This window comes from Paenibacillus sp. FSL H8-0122, assembly GCF_038005345.1.
In the GTDB taxonomy this organism is placed as follows: Bacteria; Bacillota; Bacilli; order Paenibacillales; family Paenibacillaceae; genus Paenibacillus_AQ.
Genome location: NZ_JBBOTB010000001.1, coordinates 2,427,265 through 2,439,877 on the forward strand (window position 1 = coordinate 2,427,265; position 12,613 = coordinate 2,439,877).

A 12,613-nucleotide genomic window follows, 5' to 3' on the forward strand; every position below is an offset into this window, starting at 1 on the left:
CTCCGTCACCATATTTCGCACTCACACAAGCATCCGCATTTGCCACTCCGCACTCGCACTCGCGTATACGCATCTGGACCAAGTATTCTCACCTGTATTCCCACCACATATAGCCCGCACTCTGACCAAACATTCTCAGCCGCTCTTACTGCTCACCCACATCCCCGCACAACCCCGTACTCCGCCTCACTCAGCCCCTAACACTCGAATCCCCCCAAGTTACTCACGCTCCCCACAGCCTTGCCCCGCCCCGCATTCCGCCTCACTCAGCCCCTAACACTCGCATCCCCCAAGTTACTCACGCTCCGCACAGCCCCGTACTCCGCCTCACTCAGCCCCTAACACTCGCCCCCAAGTTACTCACGCTCCGCACATTCCCGTACAGCCCCGTACTCCGCCTCACTCAGCCCTTAACACTCGCATCCCCCCAAGTTACTCACGCTCCCTACATCCCCGCACAGTCCCGCATTCCGTCTCACCCCGCCCTTACACCCGCCCCAACATCTCCACATTCCTCCCACCCCCCAACTAATATATCTCACACACTCACATTCAAGCCTCCCCCCACAAACCCCTAATCCCCAAGCGCCAGCCCGCCCGACATCCCCCTGAATACCCCCACCAACTTTTAGGAACCTTTGCGGGCGTGCCAGGGGTAACCCGGGGAGCGGAGTTTCTGCTATAATAGAGAACAGTATGAAGTAGGTATGGAGGTAGACGATGGCAAACTATACGCCGATGATTCAGCAGTATCTCAAAGTCAAGGAAGGGGCTAAAGACGCTTTCCTTTTCTTTCGCTTGGGCGATTTCTATGAGATGTTCTTCGAGGATGCGCTGCTTGCATCCAAAGAGCTTGAGATTACATTAACAGGCCGCGATGGCGGGATCGGGGAAAAGATTCCGATGTGCGGTGTACCGTATCATGCCGCCGAGGGGTACATACAGCGACTGATCGAGAAGGGCTACAAGGTCGCGATCTGCGAGCAGCTGGATGATCCTGCCGTGACTAAAGGGATGGTCCGCCGCGATATCGTCCGGGTCGTAACACCGGGTACCGTGATGGACGGCAAGATTATTTCGGACAAAAGCAACAACTACCTCGTCTGCGTAACAGAGGAAGACGGGATGATGGCGCTGGCTGCCTGCGATTTAACGACAGGTGAGCTGTATGTCACATCGGTACTCGCAAGCACCGAGTGGCTGCGCGACGAGATCGGCATCTACGAGCCTGCAGAGATTATCGGGGATTCGGCCCTGCTGGAGGAGCTGCGCAGTGAAGCTTCCCTGCTGGCCAAGCCTGTGGTCTATACGCCGTGGGACAAGCAGGAGGAGGCGCTGGCCCGCCGCCAGTTCGGCGAAGCGGCCTGGGTCCGGCTGGAGAAGGAGCGCGGCCGTGTGCTGGCGCTGCTGATCTCCTATTTCAGCGAGACCCAGCGGCGTTCACTCGGACAGCTTACCCAGATCTCACCTTACGAGCCGGGAAATTATATGATTCTCGATCCGTTCACCCGGCGGAATCTGGAGCTGACCGAGACCGTGAGGGAACGCTCCAAAAAAGGCTCGCTGCTCTGGCTCCTGGACCGCACCGAGACCTCGATGGGCGGCCGCCTGCTGCGCCGCCGGATTGATAAGCCGCTCTTGCAGCGCGCGCCGATTGAGCGCCGTCTGGAAGCCGTCGACTATCTGTATAACCAGTTCATCGTCCGCGAGGATCTGCGCGGGGCGCTGAAGGAGATCTACGATCTGGAGCGGCTGGTCGGGCGGATTGCCTTCGGCAGCGCAAACGGGCGCGATATGAACGCACTGAGGCTGTCCCTGGCTCAGATTCCTGCGCTGAAGGAGATGTGCCTGACCTCTGGCTCGTCCACCTTAAGGGAGATCGGTGCTTCCATGGATGAATGCGCGGAGCTCCGTGAGGATATCGAGCGGGCGATTGTGGAGGATGCACCGGTATCCGTACGTGACGGCGGAATCATCCGCGCGGGCTACCATGAGCGTCTGGACGAGCTGCGGGAAGCCAGCAGCAGCGGCAAGCGCTGGATTGCCGAGCTTGAAGCGAAGGAACGCCAGGTGACCGGGATCAAATCCCTCAAGATCGGCTACAACAAAGTCTTCGGCTATTATATAGAAATCACCCGCTCCAATCTGTCCGCGCTGCCGGAAGGCCGCTATGAGCGCAAGCAGACACTGGCTAATGCCGAGCGGTATGTCACCCCGGAGCTGAAGGAGAAGGAAGCGCTGATCCTGGAGGCCCAGGATAAGATGACAGATCTGGAATACAGTCTGTTCACCGAGCTGCGCGAGCGGATCAGCAGCCAGGTTCCGCGCCTGCAGGCGCTGGCCGAGAAGGTGGCAGAGATTGATGTGTATCAGTGCCTTGCAGCAGTCAGTGCGGAGCACCGGTTCGTGAAGCCCAAGCTGTCCGACAGCTATGATCTGCGGGTTGAAGGCGGACGCCATCCGGTTGTGGAGGCGGTGCTGAAGGATTCGGCATTCATTGCGAACGGGAGCACGCTAAGCAAGGACGAGGGCAATATCCTGCTGATTACAGGACCGAACATGGCCGGCAAAAGCACGTATATGCGCCAGGTGGCGCTCATCTGCATCATGGCCCAGATCGGCTGCTTCGTGCCTGCAGCCAGCGCCGAGGTGGCGCTGATCGACCGCATATTCACGCGGATCGGTGCAGCGGATGACCTGATCGGCGGCCAGAGCACGTTCATGGTCGAGATGGCTGATATTCAGGTCATGACCGAGAAAGCCACCGCCCGCAGCCTGATCATCATCGATGAACTGGGCCGGGGGACTTCAACCAGCGAGGGGATGGCGATTGCCCAGGCGGTGATCGAATATGTGCATGATACCATTGCCTGCAAGGCACTGGTCTCCACACATTTCCATGAGCTGGCCCATCTGGAGCAGAGCCTTGAGGGGCTGCGGAATTATTCGATGGCGGTCCAGGAGAGCGGCGACAAGGTGAACTTCCTCCGCAAGCTTGTGCCGGGAGCTGCGGACAGCAGCTACGGGATCTATTGTGCAAGGCTGGCTGGATTGCCTGAAGGAATTATTGACCGGGCTTACGGGCTGCTCCAGAGCATTGAACAGGCTTCTCCGCCGGGCAGTACATCGCTGAATTACGGCACGGGTTACAGTGACCGGAGCGGGAGCGGAACGGTTATACAGGAGCATCAGGCTACCGCTGCGCAGACGCCGGATGCCGGAGAAGGAGCTGCCCCAGGCAGCCAGTCCTATTCGGCTGAACGCACCACCCAAGCTTCAGCCCATTCGGACCCGTCTTCCGAAGCCGCAGCTTCTATGGCTGCCGGACAGCGTGAAGCTGCCGTTACCCTTGCTTCTCCTGTAGAGGAAGAGGACAATGAAGTGGTACAGCTGTCTATCTTTGGCGAGGAAGAGCCGCGCAAGAACCGCAAGGGCGGAGCCGTGGCATCTGCCGTTAAAGACAATCCGCTGCTCAAAGAGCTAATCACCGCCGTGCAAGGCGCGGATCTGATGAACATGACCCCGCTGCAGGCGATGGGCCTCTTGAATGAGCTGAAGCTGAAGGCAAGGGAGCTGTAGTTCAGCGGAACTGCTGCCGTTGAAGGTGTGCTTAAAACCGAATACGATTGGCTGTTACAGCGGAATAAGTAGCAAATATATGTGAAAAACAGCATACATTGTGTTCGCAAGCAGGCACACAGCCCGAATATATGTGAAAAACAGCATACATTGTGGTCGCAAGCAGCCACACGGCCCGAATGTATGTGAAAAACAGCATACATTGTGCTCGCAAGCAGGCATACGGCCCGATGTTTGTGAAAAACAGCATACATTGTGCTCACAAGCAGGCATATGGCCTAAATGTATGTGAAAAACAACATACATTTTGTTCGCAAGCAGGCACACAGCCCGAATATATGTGAAAAACAACATACAATGTGCTCGCAAGCAGCGCACGGCCCGAATTTATGTGAAAAACAACATACATTGTGTTCTCAAGCAGGCACACGGTCCGAATATATGTGAAAAACAGCATACGTTGTGCTCGCGCGAAGGTAATCTTATTCATCGGTTAGAATGTTTATCTCACTGATACGGTACGTCCTTTAAAAGGACCGCAAAGGACAGCAAAGCCGTTTCTACTTGTCCGAATAAGGTTTTTACAGTGCGTTAATGTTCAATATTATCTATAAAATAAATACATGCGGGGTGAACGAATATGGCCAAAATTCATGTGCTGGATGAGCATATTGCCAACCAGATTGCTGCCGGGGAGGTAGTCGAGCGTCCTGCTTCTGTGGTGAAAGAGCTGGTCGAGAACGCGATCGATGCGGGCAGCACCCGCATTGAAGTCTCTGTGGAAGAGGGGGGACTGCAGAGCATCCGGGTGAAGGATAACGGCTCGGGGATCGAGCCGGAGGACTGCGAGACCGCCTTCTACCGCCATGCGACCAGCAAAATTGCCAGCGGCCGTGATCTATTCCTGATCACCAGTCTCGGCTTCCGTGGAGAAGCGCTGGCGAGTATCGCAGCGGTATCGAAGCTGACGCTGCTGACCGCAAGCGGAGACGACGGGAAGGGACGGGTGCTGGACATTGAGGGCGGCAGGCTGATCCGTAATGAAGATGCAGCTTCCGGCCAAGGCAGTGACCTTACCGTGCGGGAGCTGTTCTATAATACGCCTGCCCGCCTGAAGTATATGAAGAGCATCCAGACCGAGCTGGGCCATATCTCGGATGCCATGTACCGGATGGCGCTGGCCCACCCGGATATCTCCTTCACCCTCCAGCATAACAGCAATCAATTGCTGCATACGCTGGGCAACGGAGACCTGCTGCAGGTGATTGCTGCTGTATACGGCACCTCAGCGGCTAAGGCCATGCTCCCTGTGTCGGCGGAAGATCCGGACTTCCGGATCTCCGGCTATATCAGCCGTCCCGAGTGGACACGCTCGAACCGCAATGCGGTGACGACGCTGGTCGGGGGACGTTACATCCGCAGCAACGGGCTGAACGCGGCCATCATGCGCGCTTACCATACGCTGCTGCCGATTAACCGTTATCCGCTGCTGGTCCTGAAGCTGGAGATGCACCCGTCACTCGTGGATGTCAACGTCCATCCGGCCAAGCTTGAAGTGCGCTTCAGCAAGGAACCCGAGCTGTACGGCTTCATAGAACAGCAGCTCCGCTCGCTGCTGATGGGCCAGAGCCTGATTCCGCGCCCCACCAAGGAGATCATCGGCGGCAAGAACAGCAGCTCCTTCATTCAGGAGCAATTCGCCTTCTCCAAAGGCGCAGCTCCGGGCAATATCCAGCAAGGCACGGAAGCGGGCGGTGCGGATATGTCAGCAGCTCCGCGCAGCAACGGCCAGGGAATGCCTGGCGGTGCTGGCGTCGCAGTGGGCAACCAGCTGCCTTCCAGCGGAGGGAGCGGCGCTCCGTTCTCTGGCAGCGCTGGTCCATTAACGGGCGCTGCCGCTCCAGCCGCAGAAGGCCCTTATGCGGCTTCCCAAGCATCCGGGAATACCCGGCCTTATAGCGGCAGCAATGCACAGGAGCAGCAGCAGGCCAGAGAGACGGCCGCTGCTTACAGCGGCGGGAACGCCGCCCAGGGTTCATACCGTCAGCCGTCCTCCGGCCCCCGCGACAGCTACCGCCCTCCGGCAGCCATCGCTGGCCGGGGGCAGCAGCAGGCGGCCGGGGAGCTATACGCTCCTGCGGAGCAGACCGGCACTGGTCTTCCACAGTTCCCCGAGCTGAATTATATCGGCCAGCACCACGGAACCTATATTATCGCCCAGAATGACAGCGGATTGTACCTGATTGACCAGCACGCTGCGCATGAGCGGGTGAATTATGAATTTTATTATGAGAAATTCGGCAAGCCTGAAGATGCCTCACAGGAGCTTTTGCTGCCGATTACGCTGGAGTTCACGCCTTCGGAGAGCAGGCAGCTTAGCGAACGGCTGCACTGGTTCGAGCAGGCGGGGGTCGTGCTTGAGCATTTTGGCGGGCAGACCTTCCTGGTCCGTTCCTTGCCGTACTGGTTCCCGGAAGGGGATGAGAAGGCGGTCATCGAAGAGATGGCGGAGTGGGTGCTGAGTGAACGGTCGATTGACCTCGCCAAGCTGCGTGAGAAATCCTCCATTCTCTGCTCCTGCAAGGCTTCCATCAAAGCCAACCAGAAGCTTACAGAGCTGGAAGTGGAATCGCTCCTCACGAGGCTCGCGGCCTGCCGTCAGCCTTATACCTGCCCGCATGGACGCCCGATCGTTGTGTCGTTCTCGGCCTATGATCTGGAGAAGCTGTTTAAGCGCGTTATGTAGTGGCTATATTGTACATTTATAGAGTGCAGAACGGAGGCAACATGATTATAACTACGGGCTTTGACCCGATACCGCAAGTGGTGGCCCGGGCCCGGGAGCTTGCGGACCGCACAGGCTGCGCCTATGCTCCGAGAGCGAAATTCTCGATGGGCAAGCTGGTGGAGCATTACGGGGACGAACAGGTTCTGGTGGTTCTGCAGGAGGCCGTTCGGCTGATTACGCCGGGAATGCCGCCGATGGAATTCCATCCCAGCATGGGGTTTGTCCGCGCCAAAAGAATCTTAAGAGGCGAGCCCGACCCTATGATCGATGCCGCAGGCATGCTCCCCGGTGATAGCGTGCTGGACTGCACGGCCGGACTCGGAGCGGATTCGCTGCTGTTCGCCGTCACCGGTGGGGAGACCTCCAAGGTGACGGCGCTGGAGAGCTCGCTGCCGCTGTACGCCCTCCTGCTGGAAGGGATGAGCGGCTATGTATCCGGCCAGGTGAAGGTGAACGAGGCCCTGCGCCGTATTGATGTGCGGCACGGGGATCACCTGGAATATCTGCGGGCCCAGCCGGACAAGAGCATAGACATTGTCTACTTCGATCCGATGTTCCGGGTGCCGCTGACGGATTCGGCGGCGATCTCGCCGCTGCGGCAATTCGCGAATCCGGCTGCATTGTCAGCTGATAGCGTGGCTGAGGCAACCAGGGTTGCGCGCAAGACGGTGCTGCTGAAGGAGAAGGCGCTGAGCGGAGAGTTCACCCGGCTGGGCTTCAAGGAGCTGCTGCGGGCCAATGCCAAAACATCGTACGGGGTGATTACCATTGACAACTAAGAAGAAACGCAAAGTGCTTGTACTGCTGGGTCCGACAGCGGTCGGAAAGACCAGACTGAGTCTGGAGCTGGCCGAGGCCCACGGAGCCGAGATCATCTCCGGGGATTCGATGCAGGTCTACCGCGGGATGGATATTGGTACGGCCAAGATTACGCCGGAGGAGATGAAGGGCATCCCCCATCATCTGATTGATATTCATGATCCGCAGGATGCGTATTCCACGGCTGAATTCCAGGAGCAGGGTGCCCGGCTGATCGAGGAGATCAGCGCGCGAGGCAAGCTACCTTTTATTGTGGGCGGTACTGGACTGTATATTGAATCGTTATGCTACGGCTTCCGCTTCTCCGAAGCGGTGGCTGACGAGGCTTTTCGCGAGCAGCAGGAGGCCTATGCCGAGGAGCATGGGGCTGATGCCCTGCATGCCCGGCTGGCAGCGGTAGACCCGGCCAGCGCGGAGCGGCTGCATCCCAATGACCGCAGGCGGATCATCCGCGCGCTGGAGATTTATCACCAGACGAACGTCCCGTTATCCGACTCGCTGGCCGTCCAGAAGAAGGAGTCTCCCTATGAATTATGCCTGATCGGTTTGACAATGGACCGGAAAATACTATATAAACGTATTGAAGAGCGAATCGATCAGATGCTGGCGGATGGCCTCGTGTCTGAGGTGCAGCAGCTGCTGGATCAAGGCTACGGCAGGAGTCTTGTGTCTATGCAGGGTTTGGGCTACAAGGAAATTGCCGCTTACCTGGAGAGGGAGATGACGCTTGCGGAAGCCGTGGTGCTGCTGAAGCGTGACACCCGCCGGTTTGCCAAGCGGCAGTTGTCATGGTTTCGCCACATGAAGGAGATTCAGTGGATTGACGTCCTGGAGAGCCAAAACTTTTCTGAGAATTTTGCGAAATTAAATGGTATAATAGCAGGAAAGTTTCTCACAGGTCTTGAATATACTTCTGAACAATCTAATTGAACCATTGGGGGTACGTCATATGAACAAGTCCATTAATATTCAAGATACGTTCTTGAACCAGCTGCGCAAAGAGAATATCCCTGCTACAGTATATTTGACCAACGGCTTTCAAATCCGGGGAATTATCAAAGCGTTCGACAACTTCACCATTGTCATCGACAGTGACGGGCGCCAGCAGATGGTGTACAAGCATGCGATCTCCACATTTACGCCGCAGCGGAGCGTATCACTGATGCAGGACAACAACAGCGAGAATTAAGATTTTACCGTCTTGAAGCGAAACCTTTTTGTTTATAAATCGTTTGAATAGAGAGTGCGAGAGAGCAACCTGCGAAGGTTGTTCTTTTCATTCGTGAACATCATTTATGTTTTTTCCGTTAAGGGAGTCAGGAGGCAGCATGTCCAGAGACCAGTTAACCCGGAGTGGCGGTAACAGAAACAGAGGAAGTCAGCCGCCAAGCTCCCAAGGGAAGCCGAAGAAAAAAAAGAAAAGATTCTTAACCAAAAAACGTGTGCTGTGGAGTTTGTTTTTTTCAGTTGCGCTGGCTATTTTTTGTGCGCTGGGCGGCTATTTGTTCATTATGCTGAACGGGCAGAAGCTGCTGGAGGAGAACAGGGATAAGCTGACGATCAATCCGCCGACACAGATTTTTGACCGGAACCGGAACCTGATCGGCGAGCTGTCATTGGAGAAAAGCGATCCGGTGGAATATGAGGATCTTCCCCAGATGCTGGTTAAAGCATTCGTAGCCACCGAGGATAAACGGTTCTTCGAGCATAACGGGGTGGACCTCTGGTCCATCGGACGCGCGGCCGTTAAGGATATTGCGGCCCGCAGTATGGTAGAAGGCGGGAGTACAATTACCCAGCAGCTGGCGAAGAACATCTTCCTCACCCGTGACAAGACCTTCTTCCGCAAGGCGACCGAGGTATCCATTGCCGTGGCACTGGAGAAGAAAGAATCCAAAGAGAGTATTATCACGATGTACCTGAACCGGATTCCGTTCGGCGGAACCACTTACGGGATCAAGGCCGCTTCCATCCGTTATTTTGGGGAAAGCGATCTGAATAAACTCGAGCTTTGGGAAATAGCCACTCTGGCTGCAATGCCCAAAGGGCCGTCCCGCTATAATCCGCTGCGTAACCCCGAGCTGTCGAAGGAACGCCGGGGCGTAGTGCTTCAACTCATGTATGAGCAGAAGCTGATTACCAAGGAGCAGATGGACGAGGCGAAGGCTGTGGATTATAACTACAAGCCGCCTGAGAAGAAGCAGCGTTACCAGGCATTCATTGATTATGCGATTGGTGAGGCTGAGGATAAATTCGGGCTGACCGAGGATGATCTGAACATCGGCGGGTATAAGATTTATACAACTATGGATAAGCATGCCCAGGAGACGATTGAGGATGCTTTTGCCGACAGTGATAACTTCGAGAAAAGTGTGGACGATGAGCTGGTACAAGGCTCGATGACCATTGTGAATCAGGAGAACGGCAGCGTCGTAGCCTTGATGGGCGGACGTAATTATGAGAAAAAAGGCTACAGCCGGATTGACGGCAGCCGCCGCTCACCGGGTTCTGCCTTCAAGCCCCTGGTATCCTATGCACCGGCACTGGAATCCGGCAAATTCACAAATGATTCCATGCTGAGCAATGAGAAGCAGTGCTTCGGCAAATATTGCCCGAACAATCTGCACGGGTACTCGAAGTCGATCAGTATGAGCGATGCGCTGACGAAGTCGGAGAATATTCCGGCGGTTTGGCTGCTGAATGAGATCGGTGTGAATACCGGCTTCCAGTTCGCCAAGAAGCTTGGCATCAACCTGAAGGATGAAGACAAGAACCTGTCGCTCGCCCTCGGCGGGATGAGTGAGGGAACGAACACGATGGAGATGGCCCAGGCCTACAGTGCCTTTGCTAACGGGGGAGAACTGCGGGAGGCATACTCGATCAAGTCTATAGCTGACGCTGATGACAAGACCGTCTACAAGGCGAACACCAAGGCAGACCGTGTGATGAGTGAACAGACGGCCTATCAGATGACAGAGATGATGCAGCGTGTTGTACAGGACGGTACAGGTAAAAAAGCGAAAATTAACCGTCCGGTAGCCGGTAAGACCGGTACAACACAAAGCGGATATAAGGGCATCAGCTCGAACCGTGATGTCTGGTTCGTCGGCTATACGCCGGAATGGACGGCAGCGGTATGGATGGGCTACGACAAGCCGAGCAAGACCCATCTGCTGAAGAACAGCAGTCCGCTGGCCGCTGCCTTCTGGGGCAAGGTCATGGAGAAGGCGCTCGAAGGTGTACCTGCCAAACAGTTCCCGGTACCGAAGGGCGCTGCTCCAGAGGTAGAGGCTACGCCGACGCCTGAAGCGGTATCGGCGGTAACGGGCTTCCAGGCTGCGTATGATCCATCCACGATGACGGTCAATATGAGCTGGAATCCTGCTGCGGCCAGCGGGGTAGAATACCGTATTTACCGCCGCGAGACGTCTGAAGCAGACTTCACCCCGCTCATGAACACCATGGCCTCGAATATCGGGGACATCAGTGCGATGCCGGGACTGTCTTACGAATATTATGTTACTGCATATTATCAGGAGCTTGATCAGGAGAGCGAGCCTTCTGAGACTATAACGGTGTCCGTCCAGGATGAGCTTCAGACCCCTGAGCCGGAGATGACGCCTGACCCGAATCTGCCTACGGATAGCCCCGATAACGGCGGCGATTCCGGAAATGGAGAGAACGGCGGCAATCCGCCAGACAATGGACCTGGGAATAACGGATCAGGTAATAATGGTCCAGGCAATCACGGTCCAGGTAATAACGGCAATGGTCAAGGCGGGGATAACGGCAGCGGAGCCGCCACATCCCCGCCTGAGATGACACCGCCGCCTGCGCCTGCCACGCCAGAGCCGTTACCGACACCGGAGGCGACAACCGGTACGGTTGATCCCGGAATCATCCCTGACCCGAATGCCGGAACCGATCCGGCAAGTGATCCGGGCAGCGGTTTTGTTGAAGGACCCGGCAATGTGCATTAGACTGACTTGAAGTCAAATTCATAGCATGAACGATTACCCTGACAGCTCCGGGAGCTCTGCGCTATGCAGAATTGCCGGATGTCGGGGTATTCTTGTTTTGAGTGTCTCTGCAAAATGTGTTAAGCTGAATGCACCATTATCAGAAGAGGGTTATTCATATGAAACGTAAATTCGGAGACCGGGCCAACTGGCGCAGGATTACCCGCCGCCATTTTGCCTGCCGCTATGTGGAGACCCGGGAGTTCAGCGGTTACATCACACTCTACACTATATACGGGCTGAAGGAGCCGCTATGGAAGAGTTACGGCAGGCATACATACCGCATTGCGGACAAGGGATATTCATGGCTGCAGTATTTTCCCAAGGACAGCCACTATATTGTGACGGCCATGTTTGATGAACGGCAAAATATTGTGCAGTGGTACATTGATACCTGCAAGGTCCAGGGTGTGACAGATCAAGGGGTTCCCTGGTTCGACGATCTGTATCTGGATGTTGTAGTACTGTGGAATGGTGAAGTGTTTTTGCTGGATGAGGATGAGCTGGAGGAAGCGCTGGAGCGGGAAGATATCACGGACAGTGATTACCAGTTAGCCTGGTCAACAGCCAATGCAATACTGCGTGCGATAGACGCTCATGCCTTTCCGTATTTCTCCCTTTCACTGAAGCATCGTGCCGAATTGTTTCATCACGGAGAATTTAGGAGGAAGTAGATTATGGATTGGTATGTCTATCATCGGGGTTCATCCCCGATCCGTAAAGTGTCGCGCAAGCGCCATCACCGTACAAAGCGGGTGCTGGCGGTTTCGCTGCTGGTACTGATTGTGGCCGGATTCATCTGGTGCGGAGTAGCTTTTAACAGAATTAACAGTGCAGCAACCACCTCGCCCATGGTGAAGGCGGACGCCGGAGTTATTCTGGGGATGTCGATGTGGGGGGATGAACCGAGTCCCGGGCTGAAGGAACGGCTGGATTATGCGCTTGAGCTGTACAAGTCTGGTGCATTCAGCCATTTTGTTGTCTCTGGAGGGCTGGATCAGCCGGAGTATAAGTACACAGAAGCCGAAGGCATGCAGAGGTATCTGGTTGCCCATGGAGTACCGGATAAGGTGATCTATCTGGAGGACCAGTCTACCAGCACTTACGAGAACCTGCTCTTCAGCAAGACAGTCATGCAGCAGGAGGGCTTGTCTTCAGCCGTCGTGATTACCCATGATTTCCATGGCCGCCGCGCCTTGGAAATTGCGCATAAGCTGGGGTACAAGAACCCGGAGCTTGGCGTCACAGAGTCTAAAGTGATGTCGATGCTTAAGTATAAGTCCCGCGAGATTCTGGCCTACACCAAATGGAAGTTGCAGGAGCTGTCGCTGTAAATCTGCTAATTTCCAAAACTGCTAATAACGCCTTTTATACTGGAATAGACTGGTTAGAGCAAGTCAGACCTGTA

The 12,613-nt window shown here is 55.6% G+C and carries 8 protein-coding genes; all 8 read left to right on the forward strand.

The window, feature by feature from the left end; translation table 11 throughout:
* The first annotated feature begins 720 nt into the window (after positions 1–720).
* Positions 721–3,579 (forward strand): DNA mismatch repair protein MutS, encoded by a 2,859-nt coding sequence (gene mutS, locus NSS64_RS10680; RefSeq protein WP_341140056.1) that lies wholly within the window; start codon positions 721–723, stop codon positions 3,577–3,579.
* A 640-nt stretch (positions 3,580–4,219) separates the two neighbouring features.
* Complete coding sequence (gene mutL / locus NSS64_RS10685) at positions 4,220–6,325, forward strand: DNA mismatch repair endonuclease MutL (protein ID WP_341140057.1); 2,106 nt, start codon at positions 4,220–4,222, stop codon at positions 6,323–6,325.
* Positions 6,326–6,366: 41 nt separating this feature from the next.
* Positions 6,367–7,146: a class I SAM-dependent methyltransferase gene (locus NSS64_RS10690; RefSeq protein WP_340940257.1), complete on the forward strand. Its 780-nt coding sequence runs from the start codon at positions 6,367–6,369 to the stop codon at positions 7,144–7,146.
* On the forward strand, positions 7,136–8,116 hold the full coding sequence (gene miaA / locus NSS64_RS10695) for a tRNA (adenosine(37)-N6)-dimethylallyltransferase MiaA (protein ID WP_341140058.1): 981 nt from the start codon (positions 7,136–7,138) through the stop codon (positions 8,114–8,116). The genes NSS64_RS10690 and miaA overlap by 11 nt, the downstream gene beginning before the upstream one ends.
* 19 nt (positions 8,117–8,135) lie before the next feature.
* The gene (gene hfq / locus NSS64_RS10700; protein ID WP_036724623.1) at positions 8,136–8,375 is read left to right on the forward strand and encodes an RNA chaperone Hfq; all 240 of its coding nucleotides are present in this window, start codon (positions 8,136–8,138) and stop codon (positions 8,373–8,375) included.
* Between the two features lie 139 nt (positions 8,376–8,514).
* Positions 8,515–11,166, forward strand: a complete 2,652-nt coding sequence (locus tag NSS64_RS10705; protein WP_341140059.1) for a transglycosylase domain-containing protein — start codon at positions 8,515–8,517, stop codon at positions 11,164–11,166.
* A gap of 158 nt (positions 11,167–11,324) precedes the next feature.
* A complete protein-coding gene (locus NSS64_RS10710) occupies positions 11,325–11,879 on the forward strand; it encodes a DUF402 domain-containing protein (RefSeq protein WP_076079356.1) in 555 nt (184 codons plus the stop codon).
* A gap of 3 nt (positions 11,880–11,882) precedes the next feature.
* Positions 11,883–12,539, forward strand: a complete 657-nt coding sequence (locus NSS64_RS10715; protein ID WP_076079355.1) for a YdcF family protein — start codon at positions 11,883–11,885, stop codon at positions 12,537–12,539.
* Positions 12,540–12,613: the final 74 nt, after the last annotated feature.

Coding starts and splice junctions, on each gene's coding strand:
- mutS (WP_341140056.1), top strand. CDS start 721: ATGGCAAACTATACGCCGATGATTCAGCAGTATCTCAAAGTCAAGGAA.
- mutL (WP_341140057.1), top strand. CDS start 4,220: ATGGCCAAAATTCATGTGCTGGATGAGCATATTGCCAACCAGATTGCT.
- NSS64_RS10690 (WP_340940257.1), top strand. CDS start 6,367: ATGATTATAACTACGGGCTTTGACCCGATACCGCAAGTGGTGGCCCGG.
- hfq (WP_036724623.1), top strand. CDS start 8,136: ATGAACAAGTCCATTAATATTCAAGATACGTTCTTGAACCAGCTGCGC.
- NSS64_RS10705 (WP_341140059.1), top strand. CDS start 8,515: ATGTCCAGAGACCAGTTAACCCGGAGTGGCGGTAACAGAAACAGAGGA.
- NSS64_RS10710 (WP_076079356.1), top strand. CDS start 11,325: ATGAAACGTAAATTCGGAGACCGGGCCAACTGGCGCAGGATTACCCGC.
- NSS64_RS10715 (WP_076079355.1), top strand. CDS start 11,883: ATGGATTGGTATGTCTATCATCGGGGTTCATCCCCGATCCGTAAAGTG.